27 protein-coding genes and 1 tRNA gene are annotated in these 19,587 nt (G+C 62.6%); 27 read left to right on the top strand and 1 reads right to left on the bottom strand.

The window, feature by feature from the left end; all coding sequences use genetic code 11:
• From Cte04_RS08955 to Cte04_RS09075, 25 genes are all read left to right on the top strand, one after another.
• Positions 1–1,071: an ABC transporter ATP-binding protein gene (locus tag Cte04_RS08955; protein WP_066475612.1), complete on the top strand. Its 1,071-nt coding sequence runs from the start codon at positions 1–3 to the stop codon at positions 1,069–1,071.
• Positions 1,068–1,964 carry a carbohydrate ABC transporter permease gene (locus Cte04_RS08960; RefSeq protein ID WP_066475613.1) on the top strand — a complete coding sequence of 299 codons (897 nt, stop codon included), beginning with the start codon at positions 1,068–1,070 and terminating at the stop codon, positions 1,962–1,964. The genes Cte04_RS08955 and Cte04_RS08960 overlap by 4 nt, the downstream gene beginning before the upstream one ends.
• Complete coding sequence (locus tag Cte04_RS08965; protein ID WP_066475614.1) at positions 1,957–2,769, top strand: carbohydrate ABC transporter permease; 813 nt, start codon at positions 1,957–1,959, stop codon at positions 2,767–2,769. The genes Cte04_RS08960 and Cte04_RS08965 overlap by 8 nt, the downstream gene beginning before the upstream one ends.
• Before the next feature lies 1 nt (position 2,770).
• Positions 2,771–3,079 carry a DUF2160 domain-containing protein gene (locus tag Cte04_RS08970; RefSeq protein WP_066475615.1) on the top strand — a complete coding sequence of 103 codons (309 nt, stop codon included), beginning with the start codon at positions 2,771–2,773 and terminating at the stop codon, positions 3,077–3,079.
• Between the two features lie 172 nt (positions 3,080–3,251).
• Entirely contained in the window at positions 3,252–4,985 is a 1,734-nt protein-coding gene (locus tag Cte04_RS08975) for an ABC transporter substrate-binding protein (protein ID WP_066475617.1), read from the top strand.
• Between the two features lie 234 nt (positions 4,986–5,219).
• Positions 5,220–6,812 carry a glycerol-3-phosphate dehydrogenase/oxidase gene (locus Cte04_RS08980; protein ID WP_066475619.1) on the top strand — a complete coding sequence of 531 codons (1,593 nt, stop codon included), beginning with the start codon at positions 5,220–5,222 and terminating at the stop codon, positions 6,810–6,812.
• 108 nt (positions 6,813–6,920) lie between these two features.
• Positions 6,921–7,181 (top strand): hypothetical protein, encoded by a 261-nt coding sequence (locus tag Cte04_RS08985; RefSeq protein WP_157081904.1) that lies wholly within the window; start codon positions 6,921–6,923, stop codon positions 7,179–7,181.
• 196 nt (positions 7,182–7,377) lie between these two features.
• Positions 7,378–7,746, top strand: a complete 369-nt coding sequence (gene rplN / locus Cte04_RS08990) for a 50S ribosomal protein L14 (protein WP_066475621.1) — start codon at positions 7,378–7,380, stop codon at positions 7,744–7,746.
• Positions 7,747–7,756: 10 nt separating this feature from the next.
• On the top strand, positions 7,757–8,077 hold the full coding sequence (gene rplX, locus Cte04_RS08995; RefSeq protein WP_066475624.1) for a 50S ribosomal protein L24: 321 nt from the start codon (positions 7,757–7,759) through the stop codon (positions 8,075–8,077).
• 10 nt (positions 8,078–8,087) lie between these two features.
• Positions 8,088–8,627 (top strand): 50S ribosomal protein L5, encoded by a 540-nt coding sequence (gene rplE, locus Cte04_RS09000; protein WP_066475627.1) that lies wholly within the window; start codon positions 8,088–8,090, stop codon positions 8,625–8,627.
• A gap of 8 nt (positions 8,628–8,635) precedes the next feature.
• Complete coding sequence (gene rpsN, locus Cte04_RS09005; protein ID WP_066475629.1) at positions 8,636–8,941, top strand: 30S ribosomal protein S14; 306 nt, start codon at positions 8,636–8,638, stop codon at positions 8,939–8,941.
• Between the two features lie 20 nt (positions 8,942–8,961).
• Positions 8,962–9,357: a 30S ribosomal protein S8 gene (gene rpsH, locus Cte04_RS09010; RefSeq protein WP_066475631.1), complete on the top strand. Its 396-nt coding sequence runs from the start codon at positions 8,962–8,964 to the stop codon at positions 9,355–9,357.
• 25 nt (positions 9,358–9,382) lie between these two features.
• Positions 9,383–9,916: a 50S ribosomal protein L6 gene (gene rplF, locus Cte04_RS09015; RefSeq protein WP_066475634.1), complete on the top strand. Its 534-nt coding sequence runs from the start codon at positions 9,383–9,385 to the stop codon at positions 9,914–9,916.
• 11 nt (positions 9,917–9,927) lie between these two features.
• On the top strand, positions 9,928–10,293 hold the full coding sequence (gene rplR / locus Cte04_RS09020; protein WP_066476166.1) for a 50S ribosomal protein L18: 366 nt from the start codon (positions 9,928–9,930) through the stop codon (positions 10,291–10,293).
• A 15-nt stretch (positions 10,294–10,308) separates the two neighbouring features.
• On the top strand, positions 10,309–10,830 hold the full coding sequence (gene rpsE, locus Cte04_RS09025) for a 30S ribosomal protein S5 (protein WP_066475637.1): 522 nt from the start codon (positions 10,309–10,311) through the stop codon (positions 10,828–10,830).
• A gap of 14 nt (positions 10,831–10,844) precedes the next feature.
• Positions 10,845–11,027, top strand: coding sequence for a 50S ribosomal protein L30 (gene rpmD, locus Cte04_RS09030; protein WP_066475638.1), 183 nt, complete (start codon positions 10,845–10,847; stop codon positions 11,025–11,027).
• An 11-nt stretch (positions 11,028–11,038) separates the two neighbouring features.
• On the top strand, positions 11,039–11,470 hold the full coding sequence (rplO, locus tag Cte04_RS09035; RefSeq protein WP_066475641.1) for a 50S ribosomal protein L15: 432 nt from the start codon (positions 11,039–11,041) through the stop codon (positions 11,468–11,470).
• Positions 11,471–11,494: 24 nt separating this feature from the next.
• A complete protein-coding gene (gene secY, locus Cte04_RS09040; RefSeq protein ID WP_066475643.1) occupies positions 11,495–12,808 on the top strand; it encodes a preprotein translocase subunit SecY in 1,314 nt (437 codons plus the stop codon).
• Between the two features lie 121 nt (positions 12,809–12,929).
• Positions 12,930–13,043: a 50S ribosomal protein L36 gene (gene rpmJ, locus Cte04_RS09045; protein WP_003050535.1), complete on the top strand. Its 114-nt coding sequence runs from the start codon at positions 12,930–12,932 to the stop codon at positions 13,041–13,043.
• A gap of 22 nt (positions 13,044–13,065) precedes the next feature.
• The gene (gene rpsM, locus Cte04_RS09050; RefSeq protein ID WP_066475646.1) at positions 13,066–13,431 is read left to right on the top strand and encodes a 30S ribosomal protein S13; all 366 of its coding nucleotides are present in this window, start codon (positions 13,066–13,068) and stop codon (positions 13,429–13,431) included.
• Between the two features lie 20 nt (positions 13,432–13,451).
• A complete protein-coding gene (gene rpsK, locus Cte04_RS09055) occupies positions 13,452–13,856 on the top strand; it encodes a 30S ribosomal protein S11 (RefSeq protein WP_066475647.1) in 405 nt (134 codons plus the stop codon).
• A gap of 88 nt (positions 13,857–13,944) precedes the next feature.
• The gene (gene rpsD / locus Cte04_RS09060; protein ID WP_066475649.1) at positions 13,945–14,568 is read left to right on the top strand and encodes a 30S ribosomal protein S4; all 624 of its coding nucleotides are present in this window, start codon (positions 13,945–13,947) and stop codon (positions 14,566–14,568) included.
• 112 nt (positions 14,569–14,680) lie between these two features.
• Positions 14,681–15,679 carry a DNA-directed RNA polymerase subunit alpha gene (locus Cte04_RS09065; protein WP_066475651.1) on the top strand — a complete coding sequence of 333 codons (999 nt, stop codon included), beginning with the start codon at positions 14,681–14,683 and terminating at the stop codon, positions 15,677–15,679.
• A gap of 125 nt (positions 15,680–15,804) precedes the next feature.
• On the top strand, positions 15,805–16,191 hold the full coding sequence (rplQ, locus tag Cte04_RS09070; RefSeq protein ID WP_066475653.1) for a 50S ribosomal protein L17: 387 nt from the start codon (positions 15,805–15,807) through the stop codon (positions 16,189–16,191).
• Positions 16,192–16,230: 39 nt separating this feature from the next.
• A tRNA-Met gene (locus tag Cte04_RS09075) sits at positions 16,231–16,307 on the top strand.
• A gap of 70 nt (positions 16,308–16,377) precedes the next feature.
• Here Cte04_RS09075 and Cte04_RS09080 read toward each other — a convergent pair.
• On the bottom strand, positions 16,378–16,704 hold the full coding sequence (locus Cte04_RS09080) for a hypothetical protein (RefSeq protein WP_066475655.1): 327 nt from the start codon (positions 16,702–16,704) through the stop codon (positions 16,378–16,380).
• A gap of 276 nt (positions 16,705–16,980) precedes the next feature.
• Between Cte04_RS09080 and Cte04_RS09085 the strand changes: the two genes are divergently transcribed.
• Together Cte04_RS09085 and Cte04_RS09090 are read left to right on the top strand one after the other, a co-directional pair.
• Entirely contained in the window at positions 16,981–18,486 is a 1,506-nt protein-coding gene (locus Cte04_RS09085; protein ID WP_066475659.1) for a DASS family sodium-coupled anion symporter, read from the top strand.
• A gap of 10 nt (positions 18,487–18,496) precedes the next feature.
• Entirely contained in the window at positions 18,497–19,492 is a 996-nt protein-coding gene (locus tag Cte04_RS09090) for a 2-hydroxyacid dehydrogenase (RefSeq protein ID WP_066475666.1), read from the top strand.
• Positions 19,493–19,587: the final 95 nt, after the last annotated feature.

Here is a 19,587-nt window from a genome sequence, read left to right on the forward strand (position 1 = left end):
ATGGCACGCATAGAACTCGACCTCGCGCATTCCTACCAGCCCAACCCGCGGCAGGACAGCGACTACGCGCTGCTGCCGCTGAAGATGACCTTCGACGACGGCGGCGCCTATGCGCTGCTCGGGCCCTCGGGCTGCGGCAAGTCCACCATGCTGAACATCATGTCGGGCCTGCTCGTGCCTTCGCAGGGCCAGGTGCTGTTCGACGGCCGCGACGTGACGCGCGCCACGCCGCAGCAGCGCAACATCGCCCAGGTGTTCCAGTTCCCGGTGATCTACGACACCATGACCGTGGCCGAGAACCTGGCGTTTCCGCTGAAGAACCGCAAGCTGCCCGAGGAGCGCATCCGCCAGCGCGTGGGCCAGATCGCCGAGATGCTGGAGATGAGCGGCCAGCTGGGCCAGCGCGCCGCAGGCCTGTCGGCCGACGCCAAGCAGAAGATCTCGCTGGGCCGCGGCCTGGTGCGCGAGGACGTGGCGGCCGTGCTGTTCGACGAGCCGCTCACCGTGATCGACCCGCACCTCAAGTGGCAGCTGCGGCGCAAGCTCAAGCAGATCCACCACGAGCTCAAGCTCACGCTGATCTACGTGACGCACGACCAGGTCGAGGCGCTGACCTTCGCCGACCAGGTGGTGGTGATGACGCGCGGCCGCGCCGTGCAGGTGGGCACGCCGGGGGCGCTGTTCGAGCGCCCGCAGCATGCCTTCGTGGGCCACTTCATCGGCTCGCCGGGCATGAACTTCCTGCCGTGCGAGGCGCGAGCAGGGCAGGTGATGGTCGCCGGCCAGGCCCTGCCCGTGCAGCGCAGCCTGCCCGAGGGCGCGCTGCAGCTGGGCGTGCGCCCCGAATACCTAGCGCTGGCCGAAGCCGGCCAGGGCGGCGCGCTGCCCTGCACGGTGGCGCGCGTGCAGGACGTGGGCACCTACCAGATGCTGACCGCCACCATCGGCGCCCACACGCTCAAGGCGCGCTGCGCCAGCGCACAGCGCCTGCCCGCCGTGGGCGAGACCGTGTGGCTGCAGGTGCTGGGCGAACACACCTGCTTCTATCAGAACGAGGAGTTGTTGGCATGAGCGCGACGACCAAACCGGTCAACCAGAAAGCCTGGTTCCTGATCCTGCCCGTGATCCTGTGCGTGGCCTTCTCGGCCATCCTGCCGCTGATGACGGTGGTGAACTACTCGGTGCAGGACATCATCTCGCCCGAGCGCCGCGTGTTCGTCGGCACCGAATGGTTCGCGCAGGTGATGCGCGACGAGGAGCTGCACGGCGCGCTGCTGCGCCAGATCGGCTTCTCGCTGGCGGTGCTGGCGGTGGAGATACCGCTGGGCATCCTGCTGGCCCTCGCCATGCCGGCCAGGGGCTGGAAGTCGTCCGCCGTGCTGGTGGTGGTGGCGCTGTCGCTGCTGATCCCGTGGAACGTGGTCGGCACCATCTGGCAGATCTACGGCCGGGCCGACATCGGCCTCTTGGGCGCGGCGCTGAACCAGCTGGGTGTGGACTACAGCTACACCGGCAACGCCACGCATGCCTGGCTCACGGTGCTGGCCATGGACGTGTGGCACTGGACGCCGCTGGTCGCGCTGCTGTGCTACGCGGGCCTGCGCTCCATCCCCGACGCCTACTACCAGGCTGCGCGCATCGACGGCGCGAGCAAGTTCGCGGTGTTCCGCTACATCCAGCTGCCCAAGATGCGCGGCGTGCTGATGATCGCGGTGCTGCTGCGCTTCATGGACAGCTTCATGATCTACACCGAGCCCTTCGTGCTCACCGGCGGCGGGCCGGGCAACGCGACCACCTTCCTCAGCCAGTACCTGACGCAGAAGGCCGTGGGCCAGTTCGACCTGGGGCCGGCCGCCGCGTTCTCGCTGATCTATTTCCTCATCATCCTGCTGCTGTGCTTCATCCTCTACAACTGGATGCAGCGGGTCGGCACCGCAGACAAGGAGGGCGCTGGCCATGAATGAACCCCGCTTCCAGAAGCGCACGCTGTTCCTGATCGCCTACCTGGTCTTCGCCGTGCTGCCCATCTACTGGATGGTCAACATGAGCTTCAAGACCAACGACGAGATCCTCTCCAGCTTCTCGCTGTGGCCCCAGCACTTCACCTGGGACAACTACAAGACCATCTTCACCGACGCGAGCTGGTACTCGGGCTACATCAACAGCCTGATCTACGTGGCCATCAACACGGTGATCTCTCTGACCGTGGCGCTGCCCGCGGCCTATGCCTTCAGCCGCTACCAGTTCCTGGGCGACAAGCATGTGTTCTTCTGGCTGCTGACCAACCGCATGACGCCGCCCGCCGTGTTCCTGCTGCCGTTCTTCCAGCTCTACACCACGGTGGGGCTGATGGACACGCACATCGCCGTGGCGCTGGCGCACCTGCTGTTCAACGTGCCGCTGGCGGTGTGGATCCTGGAAGGCTTCATGAGCGGCATCCCGCGCGAGATCGACGAGACGGCCTACATCGACGGCTACTCGTTCCCGCGCTTCTTCCTCACGATTTTCCTGCCGCTGATCAAGGCCGGCGTGGGCGTGGCGGCGTTCTTCTGCTTCATGTTCAGCTGGGTCGAGCTGCTCTTGGCGCGCACGCTGACCAGCGTGAACGCCAAGCCCATCGTGGCGACGATGACGCGCACGGTGAGCGCCTCGGGCATGGACTGGGCGACGCTGGCCGCGGCCGGCGTGCTGACCATCGTGCCCGGCGCGATCGTGATCTGGTTTGTGCGGCACTACATCGCGAAGGGCTTCGCGATGGGGAGGGTGTGACATGTTCGATTGGATGGCCTGGACCACGCCGGTGGCGGTGTTCTTCAGCTGCATCGTGTTGATGCTGGTCGGCATGACGGTGTGGGAAGTCAAGTCGCCGACGGCGATGCGCAAGGGCTTCCTGCCGATCGCCACCACGCGCGGCGACCGGCTCTTCATCGGCCTGCTCACGGCGGCCTACATCAACCTGGCCTGGGTGGGCCTGGGCGAGAAGATGGCGCAGTGGTTCTCGCTTTCGGCCGAGCCCTCGGTGTGGATCAGCTTCGTGCTGTCCATGCTGGTGCTGGCGCTGGTGATGCGCAAGGGTTGAAAAAAGAGAGCGGCCAGCGCGTGTTGGATAAGGGTTTTAATGCAGAGGATATTTGAAATCCACGGCTGACAAGCGTCGGCAGCTATGGTTTTGTGAATCACGGCGCCGGCCCGATCCTCCCCCGAGGACGGCGCTCCCAAGCAGACGGGGAGTTCCCTATGAGGAGACAGCAATGAAGATGCAGTTCAAGGCGATCGCATTCGCCGCCGCGGCCCTGGCTTTGGGGCAGGCCACGTGGGCCGGCGAGGCCGAGGCCAAGAAGTGGATCGACAGCGAGTTCCAGCCCTCCACGCTCAACAAGGACCAGCAGATGGCCGAGATGAAATGGTTCATCGACGCCGCCAAGAAGCTGCAGGCCAAGGGCGTGAAGGAGATCTCGGTGGTCTCCGAAACCATCACCACCCACGAGTACGAGAGCAAGACCCTGGCCAAGGCGTTCAGCGAGATCACCGGCATCCAGGTCAAGCACGACCTGATCCAGGAAGGCGACGTGGTCGAGAAGCTGCAGACCTCGATGCAGTCGGGCAAGTCCATCTATGACGGCTGGATCAGCGACTCCGACCTGATCGGCACGCACTACCGCTACGGCAAGATCATGAACCTGACCGACTACATGGCCGGCGCAGGCAAGGAATTCACCAACCCCGGCATCGACCTCAAGGACTTCATCGGCACCAGCTTCACCACCGCGCCCGACGGCAAGCTCTACCAGCTGCCCGACCAGCAGTTCGCCAACCTCTACTGGTTCCGCGCCGACCTGTTCGCGCGCAAGGACCTGCAGGACAAGTTCAAGGCCAAGTACGGCTACGACCTGGGCGTGCCGCAGAACTGGAGCGCCTACGAGGACATCGCCGAGTTCTTCACCAACGACGTGAAGACCATCGACGGCAAGCCCATCTACGGCCACATGGACTACGGCAAGAAGGACCCGTCGCTGGGCTGGCGCTTCACCGACGCGTGGCTGTCCATGGCGGGCAGTGCCGACAAGGGCATCCCCAACGGCATGCCGGTGGACGAATGGGGCATCCGCGTGGCCGACGACAAGTGCACGCCGGTGGGCGCCAGCGTGTCGCGCGGCGGCGCCACCAACTCGCCCGCGGCCGTCTACGCGCTCACCAAGTACGTCGACTGGATGAAGAAATACGCGCCCAAGGAAGCCATGGGCATGACCTTCGGCGAATCCGGCCCCGTGCCCGCGCAAGGGCAGATCGCGCAGCAGATCTTCTGGTACACGGCCTTCACCGCCGACATGACCAAGGCCGGCCTGCCCGTGGTGAATGCCGACGGCACGCCCAAGTGGCGCATGGCACCCGGCCCGCACGGCCCGTACTGGAAGGACGGCATGCAGAACGGCTACCAGGACGTGGGCTCGTGGACCTTCTTCAAGGACCATGACGCCAACCGCACGGCAGCGGCCTGGCTCTACGCCCAGTTCGTGACGGCCAAGACCACCTCGCTCAAGAAGTCCATCCAGGGCCTGACCTTCATCCGCGACAGCGACATCCGCAGCGACTTCTTCACCAAGAACGCCAACAAGTACGGCGGCCTGATCGAGTTCTACCGCAGCCCGGCCCGTGTGGCCTGGACGCCCACCGGCACCAACGTGCCCGACTATCCCAAGCTGGCCCAGCTGTGGTGGAAGAACGTGGCGCAGGCCGTGACCGGGGAGAAGACGCCCCAAGGCGCGATGGACACGCTGGCCGAGGAAATGGATCAGGTGATGGCCCGCCTGCAGCGCGCCGGCATGGAGCGCTGCGCGCCCAAGCTCAACCCCAAGGGCGACCCGACCAAATGGCTCAGCGACCAGCACGCTCCCTGGAAGAAGCTGGGCAATGAAAAGCCCAAGGGCGAAACCATTGCCTACGACCGCCTGCTGCAGGCCTGGAAGGACGGCAAGGTCCGCTGACCGCGCCTGAAACGGCGGGCAGGGCGCGGCAAACGCTCTGCCCGTTGCTGCAAAACACTGAATGCCCCCATTTCGCGCTTGAAAACGAAAAATGTCGAATTAAAAAATACAAAAACGAGTGAAAATATTGATCTCCTGCGTCCACCATGAACACAACATGGGTGGTGTATCCGCCGCCGCAGGGGCCGGGTATGGCCCTTGCCATGCCGCCCTCGGTTCTTTTGTTGAAGATCAATGTCCCAAGTCGCCACTCCCCTGACTACCGACCGCGCCGCCCTGCTTGCGCGTCTGGCCCAGCCCGAAACCTATGACCTGGCCATCATCGGCGGCGGCGCCACCGGCCTGGGCGTGGCCGTGGATGCCGTGGCGCGCGGCTTCAAGGTGGTGCTGCTGGAGTCCATGGACTTCGCCAAGGGAACGTCCTCGCGCGCCACCAAGCTGGTGCATGGCGGCGTGCGCTACCTGGCCCAGGGCAATATCTCGCTGGTGCGCGAGGCGCTGCACGAGCGCACGACGCTGCTGCACAACGCGCCGCACCTGGCGCAGCCGCTGGCCTTTGTCATGCCGTCCTACCGGCTGCTGGACACGCCTTTCTACGGCGTCGGCCTCAAGATGTACGACGCGCTGGCCGGCAAGGCCGGCCTGGGCGCCACGGAATTCCTCTCGCGCGGCAAGACCGTGCAATACCTGCCCACCGTGCAGCAGCGCGGCCTCAAGGGCGGCGTCAAATACTGGGACGGCCAGTTCGACGATGCGCGCCTGGCGCTGGCGCTGGCCCGCACGGCGGCTGCCAAGGGCGCGCTGCTGGTCAACTACTGCCCGGCCGAGAAGCTGCTGTACGAGGATGGCAAGGTGTCCGGCCTGATCTGCAGGGACGAGGAATCCGGCCAGAGCTTCAACGTGCGCGCCAAATGCGTGGTCAATGCCACCGGCCCCTGGGTGGACCTGTTCCGCCAGCAGGATGCCGAGGCCCAGGGCAAGCCCGTCAAGCCCATGGTGGCGCCCAGCCAGGGCGTGCACGTGGTGGTGGACCGCGACTTCCTGCCCTCCGACCATGCGCTGCTGGTGCCCAAGACCGCCGACGGCCGCGTGCTGTTCGCCGTGCCCTGGCTGGGCAAGGTCATCCTGGGCACGACCGACACGCCGCGCCACGATCTGGCACGCGAGCCGATGCCGTTCCAGCAGGAGCTGGACTTCATCCTTTCCGAGGCCGGCAAGTACCTGAGCCGCAAGCCCACGCTGGCCGATGTGCGCAGCATGTGGGTGGGCCTGCGCCCTCTGGTCAAGCCCCAGGACGACGACGGCGCCAACACCAAGAAGATCAGCCGCGAACACACGGTCATGGCCAGCCGCACGGGCCTGATCACCGTGACCGGCGGCAAGTGGACCACCTACCGCGCCATGGCCGAGGACGTGCTGGCCGAATGCTTCGAGGCCGGCTGCCTGCCGCGCCGTCCGGCGGGCGTGACCGTGCACCTGCCGCTGGTGGGCGCGCCTGCCGAAGCGGCCGTGCAGCACCGCATGAACCAGACCCAGGGCCTGCACTCCTACGGCACCGAAGCCGCAGCCGTCGCTGCGTTGCCGGGCGCCGACAGCTGGCTGGCCGACGGCCTGTCCGAAGCCATGGTGCGCTTTGCGGCGCGCTTCGAATATGCGCGCAGCGTGGAAGACGTGCTGGCGCGCCGCAGCCGCCTGCTGTTCCTCGATGCGCGCAAGGCCGCCGAGATCGCGCCGCGGGTGGCGGCCGTTCTTGCGGAAGAGCTGGGCCGCGACGTGCATCTCGACGACTTCCTGGCGCTGGCCAGGCAGTATCTCCCCGCCGTCTGAGCGGCCGGCCTGGTCCGGAGGGGGTGCGGCAGCGCTTCCGCGCCCGAACGCCCGGTGCATGGCATGTCCATGACCGGGCGTTTCCCATGGCGGGATCGAGGCCACGGGATGGCCTGGGTGGAAAACGGCGGCGCCTGTGCCGGCCAGGGGCTGGGGAGGGCTGCGTGTGGAAAACACGACACCGGCGCATGGCTGGGCGGAGCCATGAATGCCGGAACATCGGGTGCTTGCTGTGCCTTGCAGTTCGGGTATTTTTCCTTTGGTGACAATGACTTGCTTGCGCTTTTTGCCATGTTTTTTGGAAAAGCCCAGGCCACTTGGGTGCGCATGTGCCGGCGCCTGGGGAAAACTTCGTTTTTGCACAGCTAAGCGCTTGACGCGCAAAGGAATTCCTGCGACAATCCCCTGCTTCACGTGTAAAAGCGTGAAGTGTTCTGCCCAGTGGAAGCGCCGCGAAATGGTTCGTGGCGTGGACGACGGGCCCAAGACTGACTGGCTGCTCGCTCGGCCCTTGAGAAGACTCTGGGGCTGTCGAGCGTTGCTGGAGCAAGTTGGGAATATTGAAATGATCCAAACAGAATCTCGGTTAGAGGTTGCCGACAACACCGGCGCGAAGACTGTTCAGTGCATCAAGGTGCTGGGCGGCTCTCATCGTCGCTACGCGAGTGTTGGCGACATCATCAAGGTCAGCATCAAGGAAGCAGCTCCCCGTGGCCGCGTCAAAAAAGGCGAGGTCTACAGTGCTGTGGTGGTGCGTACCGCTAAGGGCATCCGTCGTGCAGACGGTTCGCTCGTGAAGTTCGACGGCAATGCCGCCGTGCTGCTGAACGCCAAGCTGGAGCCTATCGGCACCCGCATCTTTGGCCCCGTGACTCGTGAACTGCGTACCGAAAAGTTCATGAAGATCGTGTCCCTGGCACCTGAAGTTCTCTAAAGGAAGCACCATGAACAAGATTCGCAAGGGCGACCAAGTCATCGTGCTGACCGGCCGTGACAAGGGCAAGCAAGGCGTGGTCTCGGCTCGCACGGACGATTCCCACCTGTTGATCGAAGGCATCAACCTGGTGAAGAAGCACACCAAGCCGAACCCCATGAAGGGCACGACCGGCGGTATCGTGGAAAAGGCCATGCCTATCCACCAGTCCAACGTGGCGATCTTCAACGCCGCTACGGGCAAGGCTGACCGCGTGGGCATCAAGGTGAACGCCGACGGCACACGTGTTCGCGTGTTCAAGTCCAATGGCGCTGAAATCAAGGCCGCCTAAGGAGTAACACATGGCACGACTGCAAAAACTCTATCGCGAAAAGATCGCGGCTGAACTGAAGGAAAAGTTCGGCTACAAGTCCGTCATGGAGGTTCCGCGCCTGACCAAGATCACCCTGAACATGGGTGTGAGCGAAGCCGTGGCCGACAAGAAGGTGATGGACAACGCCGTGGCTGACCTGACCAAGATCGCTGGTCAGAAGCCCGTGGTGACCAAGGCCAAGAAGGCTATCGCCGGTTTCAAGATCCGCGAAGGCCAGGCTATCGGCTGCATGGTGACCCTGCGCGGCGTTCAGATGTATGAATTCCTGGACCGCTTCGTCACCGTGGCACTGCCCCGCGTGCGCGACTTCCGTGGTATCTCCGGCCGTTCGTTCGACGGTCGCGGCAACTACAACGTCGGCGTCAAGGAACAGATCATCTTCCCCGAAATCGAATACGACAAGGTGGACGCTCTGCGTGGTCTGAACATCAGCATCACGACTACGGCTAAGACCGACGACGAGTGCAAGGCACTGCTCGCCGCTTTCCGTTTCCCCTTCAAGAACTGAGGTGGCGCATGGCTAAGAAAGCTTTGATCGAGCGCGAACTGAAGCGCGAAAAACTGGCTGCCAAGTACGCTGCCAAGTATGCTGAACTGAAGGCAATCGCCGGCGACGCCAAGCGTTCCGACGAAGAGCGCGAAGCCGCTCGCCTGGGCCTGCAAAAGCTGCCCCGTAACGCGAACCCCACCCGCCAGCGCAACCGTTGCGAAATCACCGGTCGTCCTCGCGGCACCTTCCGTCAATTCGGTCTGGGTCGCGCCAAGATCCGTGAAATGGCCTTCGCTGGTGACATCCCCGGCGTGACCAAGGCCAGCTGGTAAGCAAGCAGGAGAGATTAAACATGAGCATGAGTGATCCCATCGCTGACTTGCTGACCCGTATCCGCAACGCACAAATGGTCTCCAAGGCCACCGTGTCGGCTCCTTCCTCCAAGGTGAAGGTTGCCATCGCACAAGTGCTGAAGGATGAAGGCTACATCGACGGCTTCGAAGTGAAGACCGAAGGCGGCAAGTCCGAACTCGAAATTACCCTGAAGTACTACGCCGGTCGCCCCGTGATCGAGCGTATCGAGCGCGTCAGCCGTCCCGGCCTGCGCGTGTACAAGGGCCGTAACGCAATCCCCCAGGTCATGAACGGCCTGGGCGTGGCCATCGTCACCACTCCCAAGGGCGTGATGACCGATCGCAAAGCACGTGCTACCGGTGTCGGCGGCGAAGTGCTGTGCTATGTGGCCTAACGGACATTGAAGGAGAAATACTGAAATGTCTCGCGTAGCAAAAGCAAACGTGACCATCCCCGCAGGCGTGGATGTGTCCCTCAATGCTGAAACCATCTCTGTCAAGGGCAAGGGCGGCAACCTGTCGCTGGCCCTGAACAGCCAAGTGGTCATCAGCAACAACGACGGCAAGCTGTCGTTCGCGCCCGCCAACGAAACCCGTGAAGCTGACGCTCTGGCCGGTACCTTCCGCCAGCTGGTCAACAACATGGTCAAGGGCGTGACCGAGGGCTTCGAGAAGAAGCTGACGCTGATCGGCGTGGGCTACAAGGCTGCTGCCCAAGGTTCCAAGCTGAACCTGGCCGTGGGCTTCTCGCACCCCGTCAACTTCGAGATGCCTGCCGGCATCACCGTCGCTACCCCCACTCCGACCGAAATCGTGATCAAGGGTGCTGACCGCCAAGTGGTGGGTCAATTGGCTGCTGAGATCCGTGCCGTTCGTCCTCCCGAGCCTTACAAGGGCAAGGGCATCCGCTATGCGGATGAGAAGGTCGTGATCAAAGAGACCAAGAAGAAGTAAGGAGCTGCATGATGTTGAACAAGAAAGAGCAGCGTCTGCGCCGTGCCCGTCAGACTCGCATCCGCATTGCCCAGCAAGGCGTGGCGCGTCTGAGCGTGAACCGTACCAACCTCCATATCTACGCCTCCGTGGTTTCGGAAGACGGCACCAAGGTGCTGGCTTCGGCCTCCACTGCAGAAGCCGAAGTGCGTTCGCAGCTCGGCGGCGCAGGCAAGGGTGGCAACGTGGCTGCCGCTACGCTGATCGGCAAGCGCATTGCCGAGAAGGCTAAGGCTGCTGGCGTTGAGAAAGTGGCTTTCGACCGCGCCGGTTTCGCATACCACGGCCGCGTGAAGGCTTTGGCAGAAGCCGCCCGTGAAGCGGGCCTGCAGTTCTAAGCGGAGCGGATAGAAATGGCAAAGTTTTCCCCCAAGGTGCAAGACGAAGGTCGTGACGACGGTCTGCGCGAAAAAATGATCGCGGTGAACCGCGTCACCAAGGTCGTGAAGGGCGGTCGTATCCTCGGCTTCGCTGCACTGACCGTGGTCGGCGACGGCGATGGCCGCGTTGGCATGGGCAAGGGCAAGTCCAAGGAAGTGCCTGCTGCCGTGCAAAAGGCGATGGAAGAATCCCGTCGCAACATGATCAAGGTGTCCCTGAAGGACGGCACGATCCATCACACCGTGATGGGTCACCATGGTGCAGCATCCGTGATGCTGAACCCTGCCCCCAAGGGTACCGGCATCATCGCTGGCGGCCCGATGCGCGCCGTCTTCGAAGTGCTGGGCATCACCGACATCGTGGCCAAGAGCCATGGCTCGTCGAACCCCTACAACATGGTCCGCGCGACTTTCGACGCTCTGAAGAACTCCACGACCCCCGCGGAAGTGGCTGCAAAGCGTGGCAAGTCCGTTGAAGATCTCTTCGCGGCCTGATCGGAGTCAAGCACATGACAACGCAACAAACCGTCAAGGTGCAGCTGGTGCGTAGCCCCATCGGCACCAAGCAAGATCACCGCGCTACCGTGCGCGGTCTGGGTCTGCGCAAGCTGAACAGCATCAGCGAACTGAAGGACACTCCCGAAGTGCGCGGCATGATCAACAAGATCGCCTATCTGGTGAAGGTTCTCTGAAAGGATTGATGATGGAACTCAATAGCATCAAGCCTGCAGCAGGTGCCAAGCACGCCAAGCGCCGTGTCGGCCGTGGTATCGGTTCGGGTCTGGGTAAGACCGCCGGCCGTGGCCACAAGGGCCAGAAGTCCCGTTCGGGTGGCTACCACAAGGTGGGCTTCGAAGGCGGTCAGATGCCTCTGCAGCGCCGTCTGCCCAAGCGTGGCTTCAAGTCGCATCTGCTGAAGTTCAACGCAGAAGTGACGCTGTCCGAGCTGGAACAGCTCGGCCTGGCCGAAGTCGATCTGGCTGCCCTGAAGCAAGCCGGTCTGGTCGGTGCAATCGCCAAGGTGGTCAAGGTCATCAAGAGCGGTGAAATCACCAAGGCTGTCAAGCTCAATGGCATCGGCGCTACCGCCGGTGCCAAGGCTGCCATCGAAGCTGCCGGCGGCAGCATCGCCTGATTAAAGTTCTGAAAGAAGACATCCGTGGCTACTAGCGCAGCTCAAATTGCAAAAACCGGAAAATTCGGCGATCTCAAGCGTCGACTGGTTTTTCTGTTGCTCGCGCTGATCGTCTACCGCATCGGGGCACATATCCCGGTGCCGGGCATCGATCCGGCGCAGCTGCAGCAGCTGTTCAATGGCCAGCAGGGCGGCATTCTCAATCTGTTCAACATGTTCTCGGGTGGAGCGCTCTCGCGCTTCACGGTGTTCGCACTGGGGATCATGCCGTACATCTCGGCATCGATCATCATGCAGCTCATGACCTATGTGGTCCCGACATTCGAACAGCTGAAAAAGGAAGGTGAATCGGGTCGTCGCAAGATCACCCAGTACACCCGCTACGGCACTCTGGGCCTGGCGATTTTTCAGTCCCTGGGTATTGCCGTCGCCCTGGAAAGCTCCGCAGGACTGGTTCTGAGCCCGGGCTTCGGCTTCCGCCTCACGGCGGTGGTCAGCCTCACGGCCGGCACCATGTTCCTGATGTGGCTCGGTGAACAGATTACAGAACGTGGTCTGGGCAACGGTATCTCGATCCTGATCTTTGCAGGTATCGCCGCAGGTCTGCCGAACTCCATCGGTGGTCTGCTGGAACTGGTGCGCACCGGTGCCATGAGCATCCTGGCTGCGATCTTCATTGTTCTCGTGGTGGCAGGCGTGACGTACTTCGTCGTGTTTGTCGAGCGAGGCCAACGCAAGATCCTGGTGAATTACGCACGCCGTCAGGTCGGCAACAAGGTGTATGGCGGACAGTCTTCGCACTTGCCGCTGAAGCTGAACATGGCCGGGGTCATTCCTCCCATCTTCGCTTCCTCGATCATCTTGCTGCCCGCGACGGTGGTGAATTGGTTCAGTGCGGGAGAATCCATGCGCTGGCTAAAGGATATTGCGAGCACGTTGACCCCTGGTCAGCCGATCTATGTCATCCTCTATGCTGCCGCGATCATTTTCTTCTGCTTCTTCTACACGGCCCTGGTCTTCAACAGCCGGGAAACAGCCGACAACCTGAAGAAGAGTGGCGCTTTCATCCCCGGGATCCGTCCTGGCGACCAGACAGCACGCTACATTGACAAGATTCTGGTTCGCCTGACACTGGCTGGCGCGATCTACATTACCTTCGTGTGCCTGTTGCCCGAATTCCTGATCCTGAAGTACAACGTCCCGTTCTACTTCGGCGGTACATCGCTGCTGATTATTGTGGTGGTGACCATGGACTTCATGGCGCAGGTTCAGAACTACGTGATGTCGCAGCAATACGAGTCGCTCCTGAAAAAAGCGAACTTCAAGGCTGGTATTTGATGACAAGGCTGCCCGGGTGGGCAGCCTGCCAAAAGTTAGTAGACGCCCATCGAGATCTATCGCGGGCAATGAGTCCCCGGTCGATAGGCCGATAGTGGATGGAAAGTTTTAGGAGAATGAAATGAGAGTTTCGGCTTCGGTCAAGAAAATCTGCCGTAACTGCAAGATCATCCGTCGCAAAGGTGTTGTGCGCGTGATCTGCACGGACCAGCGCCACAAGCAGCGCCAAGGTTGATTGAAAGCATTAGAGGACTAATATGGCACGTATTGCTGGCATTAACATCCCGCCGCACAAGCATGCTGAAATCGGCCTGACCGCCATCTATGGCATCGGTCGTACAACAGCTCGCAAGATCTGCGAAGCCTGCGGCATCGAATATTCCAAGAAGATCAAGGATCTGACGGACGCCGATCTGGAAAAGATCCGCGACCAACTGGCTCCTCTGACGCTGGAAGGCGATCTGCGTCGTGAAACCACGATGAACATCAAGCGTCTGATGGACATCGGCTGCTACCGCGGTTTCCGTCATCGTCGTGGCCTGCCCATGCGCGGTCAGCGTACCCGCACGAATGCCCGTACCCGCAAGGGTCCGCGCAAGGGCGCTGCGGCTTTGAAGAAATAAAGAGAGATTGAGAGATCACTATGGCTAAGTCTCCCGCTAACAACGCAGCAGCCCGCGTTCGCAAGAAGGTCCGCAAGAACATTTCGGACGGCATTGCACACGTGCACGCTTCGTTCAACAACACGATCATCACCATCACCGACCGCCAAGGCAACGCTCTGTCGTGGGCCTCGTCGGGTGGCCAGGGTTTCAAGGGTTCGCGCAAGTCGACTCCCTTTGCTGCCCAGGTGGCTTCGGAAGTGGCCGGTCGTGCTGCTATCGAACAGGGCATCAAGAACCTGGACGTCGAAATCAAGGGTCCCGGCCCCGGCCGTGAATCCTCGGTCCGCGCCCTGGGCGCCCTGGGCATCCGCATCACCTCCATCTCGGACGTGACGCCGGTTCCCCACAACGGCTGCCGCCCCCAAAAGCGTCGTCGTATCTAATCCCAACCAAGCCCACCGCCGCCCAGGTGCATCAGCATCGCGGGCGGCTCCCGTGTTTGTGCACGGCAGATGAAACAAAGGAAATCAAGTGGCACGTTATATCGGCCCCAAGGCCAAGCTCTCCCGCCGCGAAGGCACCGATCTGTTCCTGAAGAGCGCCCGTCGCTCCATCGCTGACAAGGCAAAGTTCGACACCAAGCCCGGTCAGCATGGCCGCACTTCCGGCCAGCGCACTTCCGACTATGGCCTGCAACTGCGTGAAAAGCAGAAGGTCAAGCGCATGTACGGCGTGCTGGAAAAGCAATTCCGCCGCTACTTCGAAGCTGCCGAGCGCAAGCGCGGCAACACCGGCGCCAACCTGCTGACGCTGCTGGAATCGCGCCTGGACAACGTCGTGTACCGCATGGGCTTCGGCTCCACCCGCTCGGAAGCCCGCCAGCTGGTGTCGCACAAGGCCATCACCGTGAACGGCCAGGCCGTGAACATCCCCTCCTACTCCGTGAAGGTGGGTGACGTGGTTGCCGTGCGCGAAAAGTCCAAGAAGCAGGCTCGCGTGGTCGAAGCCCTGCAACTGGCTTCCCAAGTGGGCTTCCCCGCATGGGTGGAAGTGGCTGCCGACAAGGCAGAAGGCACTTTCAAGAAGGCTCCTGACCGCGACGAATTCGGCTCTGACATCAACGAATCCCTGATCGTTGAGTTGTACTCGCGTTAATCCTTAGCAGCGACATTTCTGTAAACCGTCCCCACGGCGCGAGGCATCGCGCCGTGGGTGCTTCACCAGCCTTACCGGTGTAACGAGCCGGGGGTATTGAGAGGAAGTCTGCATGCAAACGAATTTGCTGAAGCCCAAGACAATCAATGTCGAACAGCTTGGCCACAACCGTGCCAAGGTGGTTCTGGAGCCGTTTGAGCGCGGCTACGGCCATACGCTGGGCAATGCCCTGCGCCGTGTCCTGCTCTCGTCCATGGTGGGTTACGCAGCGACGGAAGTAACGATTGCCGGAGTGCTGCACGAGTACTCCTCGATCGACGGTGTCCAGGAAGATGTGGTCAACATCCTGCTGAACCTCAAGGGTGTGGTGTTCAAGCTGCACAACCGCGACGAAGTCACGCTGAGCCTGCGCAAGGACGGCGAAGGCGTTGTCACGGCACGCGACATCCAGACGCCCCACGACGTGGAAATCGTCAACCCTGATCATGTGATCGCCAACCTGTCGCAAGGCGGCAAGCTGGACATGCAGATCAAGGTGGAAAAGGGCCGCGGCTATGTGCCCGGCAACGTGCGCCGCTACGGCGACGAGTCGACCAAGTCGATCGGCCGCATCGTGCTGGACGCGTCGTTCTCGCCCGTCAAGCGCGTGAGCTACGCCGTCGAATCCGCCCGCGTGGAACAGCGTACCGACCTGGACAAGCTGGTTCTGGAAATCGAGACCAACGGCGCCATCACCGCTGAAGATGCCGTGCGCGCCTCCGCCAAGATCCTGGTGGAACAGCTGGCAGTCTTCGCCCAGCTGGACGGCGGCGACATCGCCAGCGTGTTCGACGCTCCGGCCGGTGGCCGCGGTGCCGCGACCTCGTTCGACCCCATCCTGCTGCGTCCCGTGGACGAGCTGGAACTCACCGTGCGTTCGGCCAACTGCCTCAAGGCAGAAAACATCTACTACATCGGCGACCTTATCCAGCGTACCGAAAACGAGCTGCTCAAGACCCCGAATCTGGGTCGCAAGTCGCTCAACGAGATCAAGGAAGTCCTGGCTTCCCGCGGTCTGACGCTGGGCATGAAGCTCGAGAACTGGCCGCCTGCTGGCCTGGAAAAGCGTTAATTGCTACAATAGCGGGCTCTGCCGAGATCCTTGGTCTTGGCGGGAAGCCCAAGTGCCTCGGGCAGTACCTGATACGGCTGCCCGATTTAATTTAGAAAAGATCGAAAGATCAAAGGAAAAGCACCATGCGTCACGGTCACGGCCTCCGCAAACTGAACCGCACTTCTTCGCATCGCAAGGCGATGCTGCAGAACATGATGAACTCGCTGATCGAACACGAAGCGATCAAGACCACGGTCCCCAAGGCCAAGGAACTGCGCAAGGTCATCGAGCCCATGATCACCCTGGCCAAGGTTGACACCGTTGCCAACCGCCGCCTGGCTTTCGACCGCCTGCGCGACCGCGACAGCGTGACCAAGCTGTTCAACGTGCTGGGTCCCCGCAACGCCAAGCGTCCCGGCGGCTACACCCGTATCCTGAAGATGGGCTTCCGCGTGGGCGACAACGCTCCCATGGCCTATGTGGAACTGGTCGAGCGCGCTGAAGAAGCAGCTGAAGCCAAGGCTGAATAAGCCGCAGCAGGCCCAAAGCCTGCTATAATTTGGAATTACCGCGCGATGGAGCAGTCTGGTAGCTCGTTGGGCTCATAACCCAAAGGTCGGAGGTTCAAATCCTTCTCGCGCAACCAAATTGAAAAAGGTCACGACAGAGTCGTGACCTTTTTTTTACCCATTGCATGGGTGGCCGAAGCCCCTCTTTCAGGGAGACGTGCCCCCGAACTGCGTGCCGACACGGTGACGCAGGTGCTCGCGCACACGCTGGGCGATCACATGGGCGATTTCCGGGCTCAGCCCCTCGCTGATATGCAGCACTTCGGTGTAGTGCAGATACAGCAGGCCGCGCAGCGTCCGGAACGATGCCTCGTGCTCTGCGCCGCAGACACCGGCATCGTTGGCCAGCACGCGCTCAATCGCACCCGGTTCAAGCAGTGCAATCTTGCAGATGGCGGCCTGGCGCACGATCTCCAGGTCGATTTCCTCGAGGCGGCTCTCCCACTCATGGGGCAAGAAGCGGTTGGCTGGCATGTAGGCGGTTCTCCTGTTCACTCCATGGGCATGCGATACAGCATGTCCTGTGCCGGGATATTGGCATGCGTGAGGACCCGATAGCGGTTTTTGGGGGGGCGCTCTTGATGCGGGTCAACCTTCGGCGGCGCACAAGCCGGCGGGCGGGCGTGGAACCTGCGGCCTGCCTCATGATGTCAGCCATGCGGCGCAGCCCGCAATGCCCGTGCAGGCTCTTGGGGTTCTGCTTCGGGCAGTTGCCGGTTCCAGCGCCGCAGCGGCAAAGAAAGGACTTACATGATCGGGAATATCGCGTCGCTGTTCCGCTACTTCAAGTCGGCCGTACCGTTTCGCCTGCTGCCCGCCCTGACGGCAACCCTGGTGCTGGTCGGACTGCTGTTGCTGCCCGTTCCCGAAGGCCTGAGTCCCAAGGCCTGGCAACTGGTCGCCATCTTCCTGACGACCATCGTGGCCATCATCCTCAAGGTCATGCCCATCGGCGTGATGGCCTTGATGGCCATCGTCATCGTTTCGCTGTCCCAGGTGACCTCCGGCTCGTCCAAGGGCGCGATCGCCGATGCACTGAGCAGCTTCTCAAATCCGCTGATCTGGCTGATCGTGGTGGCCGTCCTCATCTCGCGGGGTCTCAAAAAGACAGGTCTGGGCAATCGCATCGGCCTGATGTTCATCGCACTGCTGGGCCGGCGCACCCTGGGCATAGGCTACGGCCTGGCGATCTGCGAGCTGGTGCTCGCGCCGTTCACGCCCAGCAATACGGCGCGCGGCGGTGGCATCGTGCATCCGATCATGAAATCCATCGCCAATGCCTTCGAGTCGGATCCGGCCAAGGGCACGCAAGGCAAGGTCGGCACCTACCTGGCGCTGGTCAACTACCATGCCAACCCGATCACCTCGGCCATGTTCCTGACCGCGACTGCCCCCAACCCGCTGGTCGTGGATCTGGTGGCCAAGGCCACAGGCCAGTCCCTGCACCTGAGCTGGACCACCTGGGCCCTGTACATGCTGCTGCCAGGCCTGCTGTGCCTGCTGCTGATGCCGCTGGCCATCTATCTGCTGTCGCCACCCGAACTCAGGGCCACGCCCAATGCCGTGGAATATGCACGTGCCGAGATGGCCCGCATGGGGCCGCTGTCGGGCAAGGAGCGCGTGATGCTGGGCACCTTCGGCATGATGCTGCTGCTCTGGGCCAACGTGCCGCAGATGCTGTTCGGCCCGGCGTTCACGCTGGATCCGACCGTGGTGGCCTTCCTGGGCCTGTTCACCCTGATCATCACGGGCACCATCGACTGGGACGATGTGCTGTCCGAGAAAAGCGCCTGGGACACGTTGATCTGGTTCGGCGCCCTGGTCATGCTGGCCGAGCAGCTCAACAGGCTGGGCGTGGTCGCCTGGTTCGCCGAGGGCATGAAGAACGCCATCGTCGCCAGCGGCCTTGGCTGGCTGTCCGTGGCGGCCATCCTGGTGGGCGTCTTTGTGTTCTCGCACTATCTGTTTGCCAGCACCACGGCCCATATCAGCGCCATGATGCTGGCCTTTCTGACCGTGGGCGCGCAGCTGATACCGCCGGACTATGTGGTCCCGTTCATGCTGATGATGGCGGCGGGCTCGGCCATCATGATGACGCTGACGCACTATGCGACCGGCACTTCGCCCATCATCTTCGGCAGCGGCTATGTCTCGCTGGGCACCTGGTGGCGCGTGGGCGCGGCCATGTGCATGCTCGAACTGCTGGTTTTCGCCGTGGTCGGCTGCGGCTGGTGGAAGCTGCTGGGCCTGTGGTGAGGAACGTTGTATGAAAACTGCCGTATTCAGCGCACGCCGCTACGACCAGGCCCTGCTGGCCGAAGCCAATCGGGCGGCCGGCCATGAGCTGCTCTTCATCCAGGATAGGCTGACGGCGGAGACCGCGGCGCTGGCGCGCGGTTGTGCGGCCGTCTGTGTCTTCGTCAACGACTGCGTGGATGCCGAGGTGCTGCAGCGGCTGGCGGACCAGGGTACGCGCCTGGTGGCCACGCGCTCCACGGGCTACAACCATATCGATGCAGCTGCGGCCGGACGGCTGGGCGTGGCCGTGGTGCGCGTGACCGACTATTCGCCGCACTCGGTGGCCGAGTTTGCCGTGGGCCTGCTGCTGGCCGTCAACCGCAAGATCGCGCGTGCCAGCATGCGCACGCGCGAGGGAAATTTCGAGCTCGACGGCCTGATGGGCTTCGATCTGCACGGCAAGACCGTGGGCGTGATCGGCACGGGCAAGATCGGCAGCATCTTCGCGCGCATCATGCTTGGCTTCGGTTGCGCGGTGCTGGGCCATGACACACACACCGATCCGGCCTTCGAGCAGTCGGGCGGACGCTATGTTCCCGTGCGCGAGCTGCTGGCCGGCTCGGACGTGATCTCGCTGCACTGCCCCTTGACCGAGGAGACGCATCACATCGTAGATGCAGCCTCGCTGGCGCAGGTGAAGCGCGGCACCATCCTCGTCAACACCAGCCGCGGCGGTCTCGTGGACACCGAGGCTGCGGTGCAGGCGCTCAAGAGCGGCCAGCTCGGCGGCCTGGCCATCGATGTCTACGAGCAGGAGGCCAGCCTGTTCTTCCAGGACCTGTCGTCCACCATCATCACGGACGACGTGATCCAGCGCCTGGTGTCCTTCCCCAATGTCATCGTCACCGGCCACCAGGCTTTCTTCACCGTGGAGGCCATAGGCCAGATCATGGCGACCACCCTGGGCAGCATCACCGCCTTCGAGCGCGGCGAGCCGCTGCTCCACCGCATCCCCGGCAACTGAGCCGGGCTGCCGGCACCTCACCGCAGGCCTGGGCCGGGGCCTTTGCAGGCAGGGCCGATGCAGCGCGCGGGCATGGGCTGAACGGGGCAACGCTA

Origin of the sequence: Comamonas terrae (assembly GCF_001544075.1) — a bacterium.
GTDB classification, from domain to species: Bacteria; Pseudomonadota; Gammaproteobacteria; order Burkholderiales; family Burkholderiaceae_C; genus Comamonas; species Comamonas terrae.